16 protein-coding genes, 1 tRNA gene and 1 pseudogene are annotated in these 16,708 nt (G+C 69.3%); 7 read left to right on the forward strand and 11 right to left on the reverse strand.

Annotated features, from left to right (window positions below; translation table 11 throughout):
* Positions 1 to 362 (reverse strand): annotated as a pseudogene (locus AB0B82_RS30170) (hypothetical protein); the annotation flags it as partial.
* Between AB0B82_RS30170 and AB0B82_RS30175 the strand changes: the two are divergent.
* Positions 352 to 1,515 (forward strand): hypothetical protein, encoded by a 1,164-nt coding sequence (locus tag AB0B82_RS30175; RefSeq protein WP_360176062.1) that lies wholly within the window; start codon positions 352 to 354, stop codon positions 1,513 to 1,515. The pseudogene AB0B82_RS30170 and the gene AB0B82_RS30175 overlap by 11 nt on opposite strands.
* A 395-nt stretch (positions 1,516 to 1,910) precedes the next feature.
* Here AB0B82_RS30175 and AB0B82_RS30180 read toward each other — a convergent pair whose 3' ends face one another.
* The 4 genes from AB0B82_RS30180 to AB0B82_RS30195 form a co-directional block, all read right to left on the reverse strand.
* A complete protein-coding gene (locus tag AB0B82_RS30180) occupies positions 1,911 to 2,066 on the reverse strand; it encodes a hypothetical protein (RefSeq protein ID WP_360176065.1) in 156 nt (51 codons plus the stop codon).
* Between the two features lie 534 nt (positions 2,067 to 2,600).
* A tRNA-Leu gene (locus tag AB0B82_RS30185) sits at positions 2,601 to 2,683 on the reverse strand.
* Between the two features lie 27 nt (positions 2,684 to 2,710).
* Positions 2,711 to 3,253, reverse strand: a complete 543-nt coding sequence (locus AB0B82_RS30190) for a peptide deformylase (protein WP_360176068.1) — start codon at positions 3,251 to 3,253, stop codon at positions 2,711 to 2,713.
* A complete protein-coding gene (locus AB0B82_RS30195; protein WP_360176071.1) occupies positions 3,250 to 3,756 on the reverse strand; it encodes an ACT domain-containing protein in 507 nt (168 codons plus the stop codon). Before AB0B82_RS30195 ends, AB0B82_RS30190 begins: the two co-directional genes overlap by 4 nt.
* A 104-nt stretch (positions 3,757 to 3,860) precedes the next feature.
* On the opposite strand from AB0B82_RS30195, the gene AB0B82_RS30200 reads away from it, so the two are divergent.
* Together AB0B82_RS30200 and AB0B82_RS30205 are read left to right on the forward strand one after the other, a co-directional pair.
* On the forward strand, positions 3,861 to 4,976 hold the full coding sequence (locus tag AB0B82_RS30200) for a histidine kinase (protein ID WP_360176074.1): 1,116 nt from the start codon (positions 3,861 to 3,863) through the stop codon (positions 4,974 to 4,976).
* Entirely contained in the window at positions 4,973 to 5,632 is a 660-nt protein-coding gene (locus AB0B82_RS30205; protein WP_360176077.1) for a response regulator transcription factor, read from the forward strand. Before AB0B82_RS30200 ends, AB0B82_RS30205 begins: the two co-directional genes overlap by 4 nt.
* 66 nt (positions 5,633 to 5,698) lie before the next feature.
* Here AB0B82_RS30205 and AB0B82_RS30210 read toward each other — a convergent pair whose 3' ends face one another.
* Together AB0B82_RS30210 and AB0B82_RS30215 are read right to left on the reverse strand one after the other, a co-directional pair.
* Positions 5,699 to 7,006, reverse strand: coding sequence for an NAD(P)/FAD-dependent oxidoreductase (locus AB0B82_RS30210; RefSeq protein WP_360176080.1), 1,308 nt, complete (start codon positions 7,004 to 7,006; stop codon positions 5,699 to 5,701).
* Between the two features lie 184 nt (positions 7,007 to 7,190).
* A complete protein-coding gene (locus AB0B82_RS30215; RefSeq protein ID WP_360176083.1) occupies positions 7,191 to 7,943 on the reverse strand; it encodes a class I SAM-dependent methyltransferase in 753 nt (250 codons plus the stop codon).
* A gap of 198 nt (positions 7,944 to 8,141) precedes the next feature.
* On the opposite strand from AB0B82_RS30215, the gene AB0B82_RS30220 reads away from it, so the two are divergent.
* On the forward strand, positions 8,142 to 8,972 hold the full coding sequence (locus AB0B82_RS30220; RefSeq protein ID WP_360176086.1) for a Bax inhibitor-1/YccA family protein: 831 nt from the start codon (positions 8,142 to 8,144) through the stop codon (positions 8,970 to 8,972).
* Positions 8,973 to 9,071: 99 nt separating this feature from the next.
* Positions 9,072 to 10,088, forward strand: coding sequence for a VOC family protein (locus tag AB0B82_RS30225; protein ID WP_360176089.1), 1,017 nt, complete (start codon positions 9,072 to 9,074; stop codon positions 10,086 to 10,088).
* A 67-nt stretch (positions 10,089 to 10,155) separates the two neighbouring features.
* Here AB0B82_RS30225 and AB0B82_RS30230 read toward each other — a convergent pair whose 3' ends face one another.
* Entirely contained in the window at positions 10,156 to 10,386 is a 231-nt protein-coding gene (locus AB0B82_RS30230) for a DUF4287 domain-containing protein (protein WP_360176092.1), read from the reverse strand.
* A gap of 90 nt (positions 10,387 to 10,476) precedes the next feature.
* Entirely contained in the window at positions 10,477 to 11,505 is a 1,029-nt protein-coding gene (locus tag AB0B82_RS30235; protein ID WP_360176095.1) for an SGNH/GDSL hydrolase family protein, read from the reverse strand.
* A gap of 77 nt (positions 11,506 to 11,582) precedes the next feature.
* On the opposite strand from AB0B82_RS30235, the gene AB0B82_RS30240 reads away from it, so the two are divergent.
* Positions 11,583 to 12,956 carry a cystathionine beta-synthase gene (locus AB0B82_RS30240; RefSeq protein WP_360176098.1) on the forward strand — a complete coding sequence of 458 codons (1,374 nt, stop codon included), beginning with the start codon at positions 11,583 to 11,585 and terminating at the stop codon, positions 12,954 to 12,956.
* A 267-nt stretch (positions 12,957 to 13,223) separates the two neighbouring features.
* Here the strand turns inward: AB0B82_RS30240 and AB0B82_RS30245 are convergent, their stop codons facing one another.
* The gene (locus AB0B82_RS30245) at positions 13,224 to 14,450 is read right to left on the reverse strand and encodes a lactate racemase domain-containing protein (RefSeq protein WP_360176101.1); all 1,227 of its coding nucleotides are present in this window, start codon (positions 14,448 to 14,450) and stop codon (positions 13,224 to 13,226) included.
* 107 nt (positions 14,451 to 14,557) lie between these two features.
* Here AB0B82_RS30245 and AB0B82_RS30250 point away from each other — a divergent pair, with 107 nt between their 5' ends.
* Positions 14,558 to 15,937 carry an FAD-binding oxidoreductase gene (locus AB0B82_RS30250; RefSeq protein WP_360176104.1) on the forward strand — a complete coding sequence of 460 codons (1,380 nt, stop codon included), beginning with the start codon at positions 14,558 to 14,560 and terminating at the stop codon, positions 15,935 to 15,937.
* On the opposite strand, the gene AB0B82_RS30255 is transcribed toward AB0B82_RS30250, so the two are convergent.
* Positions 15,903 to 16,619 carry a hypothetical protein gene (locus AB0B82_RS30255; RefSeq protein WP_360176107.1) on the reverse strand — a complete coding sequence of 239 codons (717 nt, stop codon included), beginning with the start codon at positions 16,617 to 16,619 and terminating at the stop codon, positions 15,903 to 15,905. The genes AB0B82_RS30250 and AB0B82_RS30255 overlap by 35 nt on opposite strands.
* Between the last annotated feature and the right edge of the window lie 89 nt (positions 16,620 to 16,708).

The raw sequence follows: 16,708 nt of genomic DNA on the forward strand, positions 1-16,708 counted from the left end.
GGAGCCGACACCGGAGCCGACACCGGAGCCGACACCGGAGCCGACACCGGAGCCGCCCCGGGGACCGACACGGGGACCGGCACGGGGACCGGCACGGGCGCTGACTCGGGAGCGGCAGCCACGTCGCCGAGCGCGTCCAGCGCGTTCGGTGCACCCAGCGCGTCCAGCGCGTCCAGGACGGGCGGCGCCTCGAGTACGGGCGGCGTGGCGGGCACGGGCGGTGCGTCGAGTACGGGCGGCGGTGCGTCGAGTACCGGCGGTGCGTCGAGCACGGGCAGTGCGTCGAGCACGGGCAGTGCGTCGAGCACGGGCGGTGCGTCCAGTACCGCCGGTACGTCGAGCACGGGCGGCGTGGCGGGCACGGGCTTCGTCGCCGAGCCGTTCGATGAGGAACACGCCCGCCTCGAAGAGGCGTACCTGATGGACTCCCACGGCTGGGAACCCACGCCCACCGACGCACCCGGGCAGCCCCCACTCGACGACACCTTCGCCACAACCCAGCCCGCACCACCCCAAAAGCCCAGCCACGCCGGTGACCGCGACACCGCCCGTGACACCGACCGTGACACCGCCCGTGACACCGACTGTGACACCGACTGGGGCATCGATTGGGACGCCGACCAGGACGCGAACGCGGACGCGGAAGTCGGCCCCGTCGGCCCCGTCGGCGCGGGCGGGGCCGTTGATGCGGGTGCACCCGTGGACGAGGACACGTTCACCCGCCGCGGCCTGGCCGCGACGCTGACGGCCCGGCTGGCCGCGATCAAACACGACGCGCACCGCACCGGCCTCGGCGCCGGCTCCACAGGCCGCGGGCGAGCCCGGCACACGCTGTATGTGCACCTGACCGACCTGACCCTGGCCACCGGCACCGGGGTGCTGCGGGTCGAGGAACTCGGACCCCAACTGGCCACCCAGTTGACCGAACTGCTCGGTCACGACCATTTCGTGGTCAAACCGGTCATCGACCTGCACGACCAAGTCAGTGTGCACAGCTACGAAATCCCCGACCGGATCCGGGAACGGGTCCGGCTGCGGCACCCGGTGGACATGTTCCCGTTCAGCGGCGCCGAGGCCACTGTGCGGATGGACCAGGACCACATCGTCGCCTACGACCACACCCGCGCCCGCGACCGCGGCGCCGATCCAGAACCACCAGGCAACCAGGCCGACCAGAATGACCAGGCCGACCGGGCCGACCAGGCCGACCGGGGTGACCGGGGTGACCGGGGTGACCGGGGTGACCGGGGTGACCGGGGTGACCGGGGTGACCGGGGTGACCGGGGTGACCGGGATGACCGGGATGACCGGGGAGGGCAAGGGACCCAGCCCGGCCAGACGAGTGTGGACAACCTGATACCGCAAGGCCGACTGCATCACCGGGCCAAGACCTTCGGTGGCTGGCACAACCGGCGCCTGCCCAGCGGGGCCGTCGCCTGGGTCAGCCCGCACGGGTTCCGGTTCGTTGTCGACCACACCGGCACACACCAACTCCCACGCAACCGAACCGGCTAACGCCAGTGCCCGCCGCATCGCCCGGACGACCGACCAAATCAACCAAGGTCGTCGCCGGGCGATCAGGCATGTCCTCGTCCAGAAGGCCATCCGTCGGGTCACGGACGTGGTGCAGGAACCCCTGGCTCATCCCGCACGACCAGCAACCAACGGCCGGCGCGGCAGCGAATGGTCGGCACACCGACGAGCGGCCGGCGCGGCAGCGAATGGTCGGCACACCGACGAGCGGTCGGTCGGGGGAGCGAATGGTCGGCGCGCCGGCGACCCGAGCGCGCGGAACGGATCTGCCCTGCCGACCGAACCCGAGCTCGACCGCCGCCGCCCGGCACCACCGCCCGGCACCACCGCCCGCCGTCACGACCTCCACCAAGCACGCGAACCCGCCCGGAGCACAGTCAGCGCCGCGAGCCGAGGTCCCGGAACGGCCCCGCCGGCCGCGGACCGAACCCGACCTCGTACCCCGCCTCCTGGCACCACAGCCCGGCATCACGACCTCCACCGAGCACCCGGACCCGGCCCAGGCACAGCCGGATCCGATAAGGAAGAGCCATGCCTGCTGCAGACCGAACCCGAGTTCGAAGGCTCTAGCCGAGCTCGGCCGCCGCTGACTGGCACCGCCGCCCGGCGTCACCACCTTCACAAAGCATGTGGACCCGCCCGGAGCACAGCCAGCGCAGTTGAGCCGAGGTCCCGGAACGGCCCCGCCGACCGCAGACCGACCCGATCTCGGACCCCTCCTCCTGGCATCACAGCCCGGCGTCACGACCTCCACCGAGCACGCGGACCTGACCCGAGCACAGCCGGCACCGGCGCGCCGAGAGCGAAGACGGCGCTGCCGGCCGCGAACTGCCCCCACCCCCAACCGACCGCCTCACCCCTGACCCACTGCCCCACAAACCCACAAACCGGGGCCGCGCCCGCGCGCCGGTGACCTTGAACAGGAAATAACCACTCCACACCCACCAAACCCTGTTCACACCCACCGATAATGCCCGCCCCCGAGCCACGACATCGGTTGCCGGACGAACGCTCCCACTGCACGCGCCATGGTCGCACGGCGGTCGGGACTGCACTCGGATCAAAGGTGCCCGGGACGGGATTCGAACCCGTATGCCTGTGAGGGCCGCGAGGTTTAAGCTCGCTGCGTCTGCCGTTCCGCCACCCGGGCGGGAGGCTCCGGGGACGAGAGTACTCGTTACTGGTAGACCTTCCGGGGGTACACGGCGTGGGCGCCGGCGACGCGGTCGAGGAAGAGCTTGCCGCTGCAGTGGTCGATCTCGTGCTGCAGGGCGCGGGCCTCGAAGGCGTCGGTGGTGATCGTGACCGACTCTGTCGTCCCCGGCAGGACGCCCGAGACGGTCAGCCGGGTCGCGCGCTTCACGTCCCCGGTGAAGTCCGGAACCGACATACACCCCTCGCGCCCCTTTTCGTTCCGCGAGGCCTCGACGACGATCGCGTTGCACAACACGAAGACGCCGTGACAGGTGCGGGTCTTCGGGTGCGCGGACACGTCCAGCGAAAACATCTGCGCGGCCACGCCGACCTGCGGCGCGGCCAGCCCGACACAGCCTGGCGAAACCCGCATCGTCGCCACCAGGTCCGCCGCGAGCTGGATCATGGCCGGATCGAGCGGGTCCACGACGGCGCCTTCCATCGCCAGCACCGGATGGGGTGCGCGGACGACCTCGAGCACGTTGCCGGGGGCGGACAGCGCGTCGGGGGACCAGTCGGTGATCACAGCTGATCGCTCTCGGCCGGGCGCAGGGTCACGCCCACGCCGAGTTCGTCGGCGGCGACCTCGAGTGCGCGCGTGAGCGTGTCGAGTTCGGCCGTCGGCGGCAGTTCGACCTCGGCGGTCAAGACGTACAGGCCGCCGCTCAGCCGCGTCGTCAGGTCGGTGACGGTCCCGCCGACCGACGCGATCATCCGCGTCACGACCGCGACGATGCCTGGCCGGTCCGCGCCGTGCACGCTCAGCATGTACGGCGGCCCGATCGGCGCGTGCTCGTGCTCGGGGCCGACCTTGCGGACCGTGATGACCAGCTCACCGCGCAGCGGCTCGAGCGCTTCCTTGACCGCGTCGTACGGGCCGGTGCAGACGATCACCATCGCGAAATGCCCGCGCAGCAGCGTCATTGTCGAGTCTTCGAGGTTGACCCCGGTACCGGCCAGGGCCTCGGTGACGTCGGCGATGATGCCCGGGCGGTCCGGGCCGATGACGGTGACGGCGAGCTGACTCATGCCCGGCAACCTACCGCCGACCTAAGTACCGAATCGCATCGACTTCGGTATCCGGACACCCGCACAACCCCCGGACATCGCTTACCCACCGCTACATTCGTCCCATGAGCGAGCGCCGTACGACCCGGAACTGGGTGGTGGACAGCGTGTCGTTCGTGCTCGCGGTCCTGCTGGCGCTGCTGATCTACGCCGAGGGCAAGAACGACCCGGTGCCGTCGGCGCTGCTCGCGCTCGACTTCTGGTCCGGGATCGTGCTGTGCCTGGCGCTGTGGTTCCGCCGCCGCTGGCCGGTGCAGCTGACCCTGCTCGCGACCGCCGCCTCGGTGTACTCCGAGGCCGCGGCCGGACCGCTGCTCGTGCTGATCATGACGGTCGCCGTGCACAAACCGTGGCGGACGTCGATCTGGATCCTCGCCCTCAACATCGTCGCCAGCGCCAGCTATCTGCAGGTGCGGCACAAGCCGGAGTCCGAGTGGGCTCTGCAGCTCACTCTCGGACTCGCCCTGTACCTGGCCTCGGCCGGCTGGGGGTTCTACATCCGGTCCCGTCGCCAACTCCTGCAGACGCTGCGGGATCGTGCGGACCGTGCCGAGACGGTGGCGAGGCTGCGGGCCGAGCAGGCGCAGCTCCAGGCCCGTGAGGAGATCGCCCGCGAGATGCACGACGTACTCGGGCATCGGCTCTCGCTGCTCAGCGTGCACGCCGGCGCGCTCGCGTACCGGCCGGATGCGTCGACCGAGGAGGTGTCCGCCGCGGCCGAGGTCATCCGCGCGAGCGCCCACCAGGCGTTGCAGGATCTCCGCGAGGTGATCGGCGTACTGCGGGCTCCGGTCGGCGAACTGCCCCAACCCGCGTTCGCGGACCTGCCCGCGCTCGTGGCGGGCTCACGCGCGGCGGGCATCCCGGTCGAGCTGAACCTCGACGCCCCCGGCGCGTTGCCGGAGCACGTCGGGCGTACGGCGTACCGCATCGTCCAGGAAGGTCTCACGAACGCGGTCAAACACGCACCGGGCGAACCGGTGACGATCACCGTGACCGGTGCCCCGGGCAACGGATTGTCGGTCGAGCTGCGCAACCGCGCACCGAGCCGCGCCCGCGGCGACGGTCAAGGATTGAAGGGGTTGCGCGAACGCGCCGCCCTGGTCGACGGACGGATCGAACACGGCCGCACGGCGGACGGAGACTTCCGGCTCTTCGCTTGGTTACCGTGGCCGGCATGACCATTCGGGTACTGATCGTCGACGACGACCCCCTGCTCCGGGCCGGGCTGAAGCTGATGCTGGGCGGTGCCGAGGACCTCCGCGTGGTCGGCGAGGCCGGCGACGGTACCGGCGTACCGGGGCTGATCGACCGCCTCGCCCCGGACGTGATCCTGATGGACATCCGGATGCCCGGCATCGACGGCCTGACCGCGACCGAGACGGTACGGCGGCGCCCGAACGCGCCCGAGGTCATCATCCTGACCACCTTCGACGCCGAAGAACACGTCCTCCGCGCGCTCCGCGCCGGCGCCGCCGGGTTCGTGCTGAAGGACACCCCGCCCGCCGAGATCGTCGAGTCGGTACGGCGGGTCGCGGCCGGTCAGCCCGTGCTCTCACCGGCCGTCACCCGGCGGCTGATCACCCACGTCGCCGACAGCGGCGAGGACGACCGCAAGGCCAAGGCGATCGCCCGGCTGCAGGAGCTGAACGACCGCGAACGCGAGATCGCCGTCGCGGTCGGCGAGGGCAAGTCGAACGCGGAGATCAGCCAGACGCTGTACCTCAGCGTGCCGACCGTGAAGACGCATGTCTCCCGGATCCTGACCAAGCTCGACCTGAACAACCGGGTCCAGATCGCGCTGCTGGTCCACGACGCCGGCCTGCTGCACGAATAGCAGACCGGATGAGAAGACCGGGCCTCCGGCGAGTTGGAGGCCCGGTCGATCAGGTGGGTTGCGAACCTACGACTGCGTCGCGCGCCGGAACTCCTCGTTCGGCGTCTGCAGGCTGCCCAGGCTGGTGACCTCGCGGCGGAAGAACAGCGCCAGGGTCCAGTCCAGGATGACGCGGGCCTTGCGGTTGAAGGTCGGTACCCGCGAGACGTGGTACGTGCGGTGCAGGAACCAGGCCAGCCAGCCCTTCACCTTCACGCCGTACAGCTGCGCGACGCCCTTGTGCAGGCCGAGGCTGGCGACCGAGCCGACGTACTTGTGCTTGTAGTCCTGCGGCGGCTGCCCGTCCACGACCCGGAGGATGTTCGCGGCGAGCTGGCGGGCCTGACGGACCGCGTGCTGCGCGTTCGGCGCGGTGAACGCCCCGGTGTCGCTGGTCAGGTCGGGGACCGCGGCGTTGTCACCGGCGGTCCAGGCGTCCTCGACACCCTCGATCCGCAGGTTCGGCAGGGCCTTGATCCGGCCCTTCTCGTCCAGCGGGAAGTCGGTGTTCGCGAGCGCCGGGTTCGCCTTCACGCCGGCCGTCCAGACGATCGTGTCGGCGTCGAACTCGTCACCGTCGCTGAGGACGACATGCCCCTTCTCGCAGGACTCCAGCCGGGTCTCCAGCCGGATGTCCATGTTCCGCTTGCGGAGCTGGTCCACGGTGTACTTGCCGAGTTCCTCGCCGACCTCCGGCAGGATCCGCCCGGTCGCCTCGACCAGCACCCAATGCATGTCCTCAGGCTGGATGTTGTCGTAGTACCGGGTGGCGTAGCGGGCCATGTCCTCGAGTTCGGCGAACGCCTCGACACCGGCGTACCCGCCGCCGACGAAGACGAAGGTCAGCGCGGACTTGCGCAGCGCCGGGTCGGGCTGCGAGGACGCGACGTCGAGCCGGTCGAGGACCTTGTTCCGCAGGGCGATGGCCTCTTCGACGTTCTTGAAACCGGTGGCCTCCTCGGCCAGGCCGGGGATCGGCAGCGTCCGGGCGATCGAGCCGAGCGCGACCACCACCTGGTCGTAGGCGAGCTCGTACTCCGGGCCCTCCTCCGGCATCACCCGCGCCACCTTGTGCGCGTGGTCGATCGCTGTCACCCGACCGGTCACCACCCGGCAGCCCTTGAGGGTCTTGCGCAGCGGCACCACCACGTGCCGCGGCTCCACCGAGCCGGCCGCGGCCTCGGGCAGGAACGGCTGGTACGTCATCACCGACCGCGGGTCGACCACCGTCACCCGGATCTTGCCCTTCCGGGCGGCGCGACGCAGGCCGTACGCGGTGTACATCCCGACGTAACCGCCTCCGACGACGAGGATGTGCGGCACCTGGGCTGTCATGCGGTTCACTCTCCCTGAGTGGTTCTCCGACTTCATGTTCACTTCAACGCTAAGGGCTCGTGAAAGATTTCACAAACCCTCGCAGGAGTGATCTCACCCACCGAACGTTCCCCCACCCGAGGGACCTGTCATGTCCTCATGGTGAGCCCCGAACGCGGTACCCACCAGCCCCGACACGCAAGCGCTATGGCAGCCGATACACCGAGACGTGGGAGGTGGACTCGGCAGTGAACGGCGTACCGGCCCAATCGGCGTGCCGCGCCTCGAGGGTGAACCCCGCGAGCTGCGCCATCAGATCGAGCTCGGCCGGCCAGATGTAGCGGTGCGGCGTCCGGTGCAGTTCGGCGTCGGTACCTTCCCCGAAGTGGAAGTGGTGCGAGACCACGTGCTGCTGCAGAACGTCGTACGTGTCCAGCAGGATGTAACCCGGATCGGCGATGCCGACCGTTGCGGGCAAACCCGGTGGGAGGCGGCGCAGCTCGGGCACCCAGAGTTCGATCACGAAGCGGCCGCCGGGGGAGAGGTGCCGCGCGGCGTTGCGGAAGCACTCGACCTGCTCCTCCTGGGTGAGCAGGTTCGCGATCGTGTTGAACACCAGGTAGACGAGCGCGAACTCACCCGGTGCCCGCGTCGTCGCCATGTCGCCGTTCACGACCGGGATCTTGTCTTCGTCGACCTTCGTGCGCAGTTGGTCGATCATCGCGGTCGACAGCTCGATGCCGCTCACATCCACGCCGCACTCGGACAGCGGTACGGCGACCCGCCCGGTACCGATCGCGAACTCGAGCGCATGCCCACCGTCCGCGAGCTCCGCCAGCCGCCGCACGGTCGGCTCGACCACCTCCGGCGCGAACATCCCCATCCCCGGAGTGTCGTACCGCGCCGCGACGTCCACGTTCCACAACCGATTCTGCTCTGCTGCCTTCGACGCGTCCATGCGTCTCAACCTAGGGTGACCGGCCGTGATCGGCATGGGATTTAGCCCAGGAATACATCCATGGCCGATATATTTCCGCCGGCCGGCTTTTCGGGCGTGATTTCGGTTGGGGAACATCGGGGTGATTCTCAGATGTTGTTAAGGGTGGCCCCGTAGTATCTGGTTACGGCCCCGGATGTGGGTCATCAGGAGGAAATGATGCAGAGCAGTAACCCGGTGCTGAACCGGTCGAGTGCGTTCGCGCCTGGCCAGGGCCAGGCCTATCCGGGGGCCGCTCCGTACGGTCAGCCCGGCCCTTACGGCTACGGCGGATCGGGTATGCCGCCGCGCCCGCAGGACCAGATGGCTCCGGCCTCGAGCCGCCCCATGACACTGGACGACGTCATCGTGAAGACGGCGATCACCCTCGCGGTGGTTGTGGCGTCCGCCGCCGCGGCGTGGTTCCTGGTACCGGCGACGCTGGTCACGCCCGCGTTCCTGGCCGGTGCGCTGGTCGGCTTCGCGCTGGCCATGGTGGTGTCGTTCTCCCGCAAGGTGAGTCCCGCGCTGGTGATGCTGTACGCCGTGGCTGAGGGTGTCTTCCTCGGCATCGGCAGCAAGTTCATCGCCAACTGGGTCGGTGACCCCGGCATCATCGTGCAGGCGATCCTGGCCACGATGGTGACGGCCGGCCTGACGCTCGCGACGTACAAGTACTTCGCGATCAAGGTGACGCCGAAGTTCACCAAGATGGTCGTCATCGGCACGATGGGCTTCGCCGGCGTGCTGCTGATCAACCTGGTGCTGAGCCTGTTCGGCGTGCACACCGGGATCTCCGGCTTCGGCCCGATGGGGCTGCTGTTCGCCGCGCTCGGCGCCGGCCTCGCGGTGTTCAACCTGATCCTGGACTTCGACCTGGTCGAGCAGGGCGTCCGCCACGGCGCCCCGCAGAACGAGGCCTGGCGGGCCGCGTTCGCGCTGACCGTGACGCTGGTCTGGCTGTACTGGAACATCCTGCGGATCCTCGCGATCCTGCGCGGCGGCGACTGACCTTCGCGCAACGCGTTCGGAAGGGCCGGCCCACAACGGGCCGGCCCTTCCGGCATTTCCGGACGCAGACTGTCCGGTTCGAGCTCTACCGTGGGTCCCATGACCTGGTACGACGCTCCCTCGCATGCTGCCGGTGCTGCGTTGGTGGAGGAACTGACCGGTGCGCTGACGGACAGTGAGATTCGGGCCACCGGTGTGCGGGTCGGGCGGTCCGGCGCGGAGGACGCGGCGGGGGATCACGTGTTGTGGTGCGAGATCGAGGCGGCAGATCCCGCGGGTGTCCGGAGCTTCTGGCGGACCGTGCTCGGGTACGACGGCACCGACCAACTGGTCGACCCGCTGCGGCGGAATCCAGCGTTTTCCGTACGGCGTCTGGCCGGCGAGCGACCGCTGCGCAACCGGATCCATGTCGACGTGGTCCGTCCGGCGAACGCCGTCGACCGCGCACGAGCGGCGACCGGACGGACACCGACCGGACCGTACGGCGTGATGCTGCCCGATGACGAAGGCAACGAAGTCGATCTGGTTCCCGGTGATCCGCTCGACGGGACCAGCGACTGGCTCGCCCTCTTCGGTGCGATGACGTTCTACCCGACCTCGAATCCGGCGCCGCTCGTGACCGTTGCGGCCGAGCTGGCCGATGCCGCGGGCGTTCCGTTGATGATCGACGTCCGGCCGGAAGGGGTCGTCTTCGACAGTGGTAAAGACCAGTGGGAGGAAAACCCGAAGTTCCTGCCGCTGGCACAACAACTCGAGGCCGCGGCACACGAGCTCGGATTGCAGGCGGATCCGACGCGGTTGCGGTTCGTACAGTTCGGCATCGACGCCATCGACGTACCAGAGGTCCTGGCGTTCTGGGCGGCGTTACTGGGTTACGAACAAGATCCGCGTGCGGGTGTTTCGGACCTTTACGATCCGCGCCGGCTGAACCCGGTGTTGTTTTTCCAGCAAATGCAGGAGCCGCGGGAGCAACGCAACCGGATCCGGTTCGGTCTGACGGTCCCGGAGCCCACGAAGACCGTCGAGTCGGCGCTGGCAGCGGGCGGTAGGCTACTGGCCGAAAGCCCTTACCTGGTAGCGGATCCGGAAGGCAACGAAGTCGTCATCAATGCGTGAGAAACGTGAAAGACCTGCCCCTCCACCTGAAAGGGCAGGTCTTTCCGTTCGACTCCTTCGGTGCGGGTCAGCCCATTCGCCGGTGCGCTCGAACCAGGTCATACTCGTGAACGATGGCGGTCGCGTGCCCATGCGCGAGTTCGTACTCGCCGGCCAGCCACCTCACCCTGTCGTCGAAGCGCAGGAACGACGGTCCGTCGTTCATCAGCTGGAACCACTCGGTCATTGCGCGTCCGGTGCATCTGGGCACGGCCTCCACCAAACGCTGATGCGTCTCCTCGGAGTGGTTCAAGCCCATCTTCGCCTCCCGTCATCGGGTACCGCGTAGTTATCGACTGTGCACCACGCGGACGCCCGGAGGCAAGACTCCTGACACGTTTGTCCCCGCTCAGCGGACGGGCGCTCCCGCGGGCACGCCGTCCGGCTCGTGCTCCTCGACCCGGTCGACCTCGGCCTGCGGATGCCGGCGCCGATGCCGCAGCGCCGCCCAGCGTCCGCGCGGTCCGCGTTCCCGGCCGCCGACCTCGGTCGCCGCGACCTCGGTGCCGGCCTGGCGCGCGGCCTGGGCTGCCGCCTCCGCGATCGGCAGGATCGCCTCGCCGCGGAACGGCTCGGGGTGCACGAACGACTCCGGCCCGACCCCCATCGCGGCCGCCACCGACGGCAGCAGCGCGGCCGACGCGGCGGCGTACCCCTGAGCCGACGGGTGGAAGTTGTCGCGGCCCCACATCGACGGGTTGGTCCGGAACACCTCGCCGAGCAAGGAGCCCAAAGACACGGAGCGGCCGCCGGCTTCGACGACTGCGATGGTCTGCGCGGCGGCCAGTCGGTGGCTCCAGGACCGGGCGACCCACCGCAGCGGCGGCACGATCGGCCGGACCACACCGAGGTCGGGGCAGGTCCCCACCACCACCTCACAGTTCGCGGCGCGCAACCGGCGGACAGCGGCGGACAGCAGGCGCACAGACGTCGACGGCGGCATCTTTGCCTTGACGTCGTTCACCCCGATCAGGATCACCGCGACGTGCGGACCGGCCTGCAGCGCACTGTCCACCTGCGCGGCGAGGTCGGTCGACTTCGCACCGGTCTTCGACACGTCGACCAGGCGCACCGGCCGCTCGGCCAGCTCGGCCAGCCCGGAGGCGAGCAGCACCCCGGGAGTCTCGTCCGGCGAGTCGGTGCCGTACCCGGCGGCACTGGAGTCGCCGAGCATGGCGAACGTGATCGGAAGTCCTGGATACCGGCCGTACAGACCGTTGCCCGGAGTCGGGTAGTAACGCGTCGGTCCGATCACTCGCTTCGCGTACTCGGCCTCAGCGGTCAGTACGCCGTAGAACATCGCACCGATGAGTCCGAGTCCCCCGCCCCCGAAGGCCGCGGCCTGGGCCAGCTTCTTGGCTGCCCTGGCTCTACTCATGAGTACAAGGATTACACGCAGTTATGGCGACGCAAGTGAAAATAGGGGAATGACGCGCGGATCACTACAGTAAAGACGTGCGCTACGCAGAATCTCTCCTGGACCTCGTCGGCAACACCCCGCTGGTGAGGCTGTCCAAGACCGTCGACGGGGCCAAACCGCTGGTGCTCGCGAAGGTCGAGTACTTCAACCCCGGCGGCTCGGTGAAGGACCGGATCGCGGTCCGGATGATCGAGGCCGCGGAGGCCTCGGGTGAGCTGAAGCCCGGCGGCACGATCGTCGAGCCGACCTCCGGCAACACCGGTGTCGGGCTCGCGATGGTCGCGCAGCAGAAGGGCTATCGGTGCGTCTTCGTCTGCCCGGACAAGGTCAGCGAGGACAAGCGCAACGTGCTGAAGGCGTACGGCGCGGAGGTGGTGGTCTGCCCGACCGCGGTCGCCCCCGAGCACCCGGACTCGTACTACAACGTGTCCGACCGCCTGGTCCGGGAGATCGAGGGCGCCTGGAAGCCGAACCAGTACGCGAACGTGAACAACCCGCGTTCGCACTACGAGACCACCGGCCCGGAGATCTGGGAGCAGACCGAGGGCCGGATCACGCACTTCGTCGCGGGTGTCGGCACCGGCGGCACGATCTCCGGCACCGGGAAGTACTTGAAGGAGGTGTCCGGCGGTCGCGTCCAGATCATCGGCGCCGACCCGGAGGGTTCGGTGTACTCCGGCGGCACCGGCCGGCCGTACCTGGTCGAGGGCGTCGGCGAGGACTTCTGGCCGGAGACGTACGACCGGGACATCGCCGACCGCGTGATCGAGGTCTCCGACGCGGACTCGTTCGCGCTGACCCGGCGGCTGGCCCGCGAGGAGGCCATGCTGGTCGGCGGTTCGGCCGGGATGGCGGCCGCCGCCGCGATCCGGCTCGCGCACGAGCTCGACGACCCCGACGCGGTCATCGTGGTCCTGCTGCCGGACGGCGGCCGCGGCTACCTGACCAAGGTGTTCAACGACGACTGGCTCGCGCAGTACGGCTTCCTCGCGCACGCCAAGCAGGGCACCACCCTCGGCGACGTGCTGGCCGGCAAGGACGGTAGCCTGCCGCCGCTGGTGCACACCCACCCGCACGAGACGATCGCCGAGGCGGTCGCTATCCTCCGTGAGTACGGCGTTTCGCAGATGCCGGTCGTCCGCGCGGAGCCGCCGGTGATGGCGGCCGAGGTGGCCGGCGCGGTGTCGGAGCGGACGCTGATGGACGCCCTCTACTCCGGCAAGGCGCGGTTGAACGACATCGTCGAGCAGCACATGGACCCGGCGCTGCCGTCGCTCGGCGCCGGTGAACCGGTCGCCAAGGCGGTCGAGCTGCTCGAGAGCCGGGACGCCCTGATGGTGCTGGACGACGGCAAGCCGGTGGGCGTACTGACCCGGCAGGACCTGCTGGTCCATCTGTCCGTCGACTGACCTCCCGCGGCAGTTCCGCGGGAGGACTTACCGGTCCACGACCGAAGGCACGATGGCGATCAGCGCGGTGATCACGATGCCGATCACGATGGCTGCCGCTCCGGCGATCTGAAGAATTTCCATGTCTCAAGGGTCCTTCAGCAGGGCCCTTGAGACATCGGTCTGCCGACCGGTCTTGCGCTCATCCCAAGGTCGTACGCCGACCCGCCCGGCCTCCTCCCACAGGAGTCGGGGACATCACCTAGTGGTGGCGGGTCACCCCGTTCGCTACGCCTTCAGCCGGTAGAGCGTCTCGCCCGCGTTCGGGACCACGAACGTGTCCGGGTCGGCCTCGTACGCCGCCAGGTCGACGGTCGCGGGATCGAGGTACCCGAGGTTCGCGCCGCGGACGACGTCCTCGGGGATGCCGGTGGCGAGCGTGACCTGGACGCGCAGGTGCTCGCCGCTGACCGGGTCCCAGGTGCCGGCGCCGCGCAGGTGCGTGGAGTGCGCGAGAACGCCCCAGTGCAGGTCGCGGAACTTGTCCCACTGACCGAGGAAGTAGTCGCGGCAGTGGTACCCGATCTGCTCGATCTCGGGGTGCATCGCGGCCAGTTGGGTGACGTGCGGCGCGTACAGGATCACCTCGCCGCCGTCGGCAACCACCGGCTCGAGCTTGTAGAAGCCCTTGGCCGCGGTCCAGATGTCGGCGTACTTCGGCGGCATCACCGAGACGACCCGCCGCACCGGGTGGTCGAGGTACCGGACGTGCGTCTGCGCGGAGATCCCGGCGGCCGCGCGCCACGACGAGATCGTGTCACCGAAGGCCACCGCGTGCAGCGCGTCGGTTCCGGACTGGGCCACCACGGACAGCGCGAGCTTCTCGGCCGGGATGAGGGACGCGGCCTCGTCGATCAGCGCCCGGACCGGCGTGACGCCCGGCGTACCGATGATCGACGCGCTGGTGATCAGCGCGCCGAGCCAGTGCGAGAGATCGATGACCTCCTGACCGGCGACCCCGGGGAAGAAGTACTTGTTGCCGCCGGAGAAGCCGACCACCTCGTGCGGGAACACCGGCCCGACGACCAGCGCGACGTCGTGTTCGACCACCGCCCGGTTCAGCTTCACCGGGACGGCGTCGCGAAGCATCTCGTCGGAGATCTCGCCGACCCGGTCCGAACTGATCGTGCCGAGGTCGGCGAACGTCTCGGGTTTCCACCATTCGTGGTTGAGCACGTTCGGGTAGTCACCGCCGAGATGGCTACGCAGTTCGTCCCTGCTCATCTCCGCATGGGTGCCGAGGGCAACCAGGATGGTGACCTGCGAGTTCTTGAGCGCGTCGGTGACGGCCTTGAGCAGCAGCGGCAGCGGACAGCTACGGGTCGCATCGGGGACGATCACGCAGACGGAGCGGCCGTCCAGGCCCGCGCCGGCCAGCGCTTCGCCGATGAATGCCGTCACCTCGTCCTCGGTCAGAACCTGGTCCGGACCGCCGATCACCGCTACTTCAGCCACGTCTGGAGCCTACCGTGATGGCGCGGTAAGGGGCCGGGCGTTGACCGCGTTCGGAGTGCGTTGCACGATCGATTCGCCTGGGGGAGTGATGTAAGGGGGTTTACCAGATGTCCGACGTGATCGAGCACGCGCGGCCCCAGGATTTCGGTGGCGTAGTGCTGCAACAGGGCGACGCGGCGTACGACGAGGCACGGGTCGTCTTCAACGCGATGATCGACAAGCGTCCGGCGATGATCGCCCAGTGCGAGTCGGTGGCCGACGTGCAGGCGGCCGTCCGGTACGGCGTCGAGCGTGGGCTGGAGATCGCGGTCCGCAGCGGCGGTCACGGTGTCGCTGGTACGGGGGTCACGGATGGCGGACTGGTCGTCGACCTGCGCCGAATGAACCGTGTGGAGGTCGATCCGGACGCACGTCTCGCGAAGGTGCAGGGCGGCGCGACGTGGGGCGACGTCGATCGTGCCTGTACGCCGCACGGGCTGGCGACCACCGGCGGCCGGGTGTCCACGACCGGTGTCGCGGGGCTGACGCTCGGTGGCGGATCCGGGTGGCTCGAGCGCAAGTGGGGATTCGCGTGCGACGCGCTCGTGTCGGTCGAGCTCGTGACCGCCGACGGCCGGATCGTGGTCGCCGACGAGAACCAGAACACCGAGCTGTTCTGGGCGTTGCACGGCGGTGGCGGGAACTTCGGCGTCGCCAGCTCGCTGACCTTGCGGCTCAAGCCGCTGTCCACGACGACGCTCGGTCTGTTGCTGTGGCCGGGCGACGCCGGGCCGGACATCGTTCGCGCGTACCGGGACCTCTTCGAGGCCGGCGCACCGGACGCACTGGGTGGTGGCGCGCTGTACCTGACCGGACCGCCCGAAGACTTCGTGCCGACGGACCTGCAGGACAAGCTCGTGATCGGGGCCGCGGCCGTCTTCGCCGGGACCGAGGCGGAACTGCGGGATGCATTCGCGCCGATGTTCGCGCTGAAGCCCGACGGCGTGATGGTCGCCGAGATGCCGTACGACGAACTCCAGTCGGCGCTCGACGATCCGCCCGGCTACCGCAACTACTGGTCCGCCGAACACCTGGCGTCGTTCCCGGATCCGGCCGTCGACGCGTTCTGCAACCGGGCCGCTGACATGCCGTGCCCGTCGCCGTCACAGCAGCTGGTGGCTCCGTGGGGCGGCGAGGTACGGCGTGGTGCAGAGGCGTGGCCGCTGCCGTATCGGCAGGCCCCATGGGTGATCCACCCGTTCGGCCTCTGGGAAGACGCCGCCGACGACGCCCGCGGGATCCAATGGGCCCGGGACGTGTGCAGCGACCTGCAGGAGTGGGCGACCGGGTACGTCTACCTGAACTTCATCGGCAACGAAGGGCAGAACCGGGTGATCGCCGGGTACGGCGAGGAAAACTACCGTCGACTGGCCCGCGTGAAGTGCGAGTACGACCCGGAAAACGTGTTCCACCTCAACCAGAATATTGAGCCCGGCTGGCCGTGCTGACCCTCGACACCTTCGACCACTGCCGCGCGGCGATCACGACATACGTGATCGCCGCGAGCGGGATCGACCAGAACCGGAAGAACGGCAACTGACCGGTCACCGCGGTCGCGGCGAAGACCACGCCGTACGTCGTGACGCCGGCGATCGTTCCGCGGCGCAGCGACTCTCGTGCGCTGCTCGGCAACGGGCCTGTGTGCCGGTCGAGCACGGTACCGAGCGCGCTCAGTCCGACGAGCGAGGTGAGGACGAACAGCAGGCCACCGGGCGCGCCGCCGAGGACGACCATCATCACGCTGAGGATCATCACGATCGCGAACACGGCGGCCAGGTCCAGCGCCCCGAACAACAGGTGCGACCGTCGGCGTCGCTTCAGGTCGATGCCCTCGCCGGCCCGGACCGGTCCGGGGTCGCCGGTGAGGCGCTGGGCGGTCAGGATCAGGCCGACGGCGATCACCAGCAGGAGGATGACGCCGACGACCGAGAGGATCGCCGAGAGCGGCGGCGACATGTACTCCCTGACCTCGTCGGCACCGACACACTGCGCCGACGGCGGAAAGTAGCTGGTGCGCGCGTAGGCGTCGCCCAGCCCCACCTTGCGCGCACAGGACTCACCCGGCACCAACCCGTTCGGCATCGACACCGTCGCCACGACCGACCAGGCCAATCCCCCGACCAACCCCACCCCAAGAACCGACCCCGCCCGCCGCCGCACCCACTCCATGAGCCCTACCCTCTCATTCGGTTCGGTACGTTCCGGCGCCCTGGGCTCGG

It is taken from the genome of Kribbella sp. NPDC048915, from assembly GCF_040649595.1.
Classification (GTDB): domain Bacteria; phylum Actinomycetota; class Actinomycetes; order Propionibacteriales; family Kribbellaceae; genus Kribbella.

Coding starts and splice junctions, on each gene's coding strand:
- AB0B82_RS30235 (WP_360176095.1), bottom strand. CDS start 11,505: ATGAGTAGAGCCAGGGCAGCCAAGAAGCTGGCCCAGGCCGCGGCCTTC.
- AB0B82_RS30210 (WP_360176080.1), bottom strand. CDS start 7,006: ATGACAGCCCAGGTGCCGCACATCCTCGTCGTCGGAGGCGGTTACGTC.
- AB0B82_RS30200 (WP_360176074.1), top strand. CDS start 3,861: ATGAGCGAGCGCCGTACGACCCGGAACTGGGTGGTGGACAGCGTGTCG.
- AB0B82_RS30225 (WP_360176089.1), top strand. CDS start 9,072: ATGACCTGGTACGACGCTCCCTCGCATGCTGCCGGTGCTGCGTTGGTG.
- AB0B82_RS30180 (WP_360176065.1), bottom strand. CDS start 2,066: ATGGCTCTTCCTTATCGGATCCGGCTGTGCCTGGGCCGGGTCCGGGTG.
- AB0B82_RS30215 (WP_360176083.1), bottom strand. CDS start 7,943: ATGGACGCGTCGAAGGCAGCAGAGCAGAATCGGTTGTGGAACGTGGAC.
- AB0B82_RS30250 (WP_360176104.1), top strand. CDS start 14,558: ATGTCCGACGTGATCGAGCACGCGCGGCCCCAGGATTTCGGTGGCGTA.
- AB0B82_RS30220 (WP_360176086.1), top strand. CDS start 8,142: ATGCAGAGCAGTAACCCGGTGCTGAACCGGTCGAGTGCGTTCGCGCCT.
- AB0B82_RS30230 (WP_360176092.1), bottom strand. CDS start 10,386: ATGGGCTTGAACCACTCCGAGGAGACGCATCAGCGTTTGGTGGAGGCC.
- AB0B82_RS30195 (WP_360176071.1), bottom strand. CDS start 3,756: ATGAGTCAGCTCGCCGTCACCGTCATCGGCCCGGACCGCCCGGGCATC.
- AB0B82_RS30205 (WP_360176077.1), top strand. CDS start 4,973: ATGACCATTCGGGTACTGATCGTCGACGACGACCCCCTGCTCCGGGCC.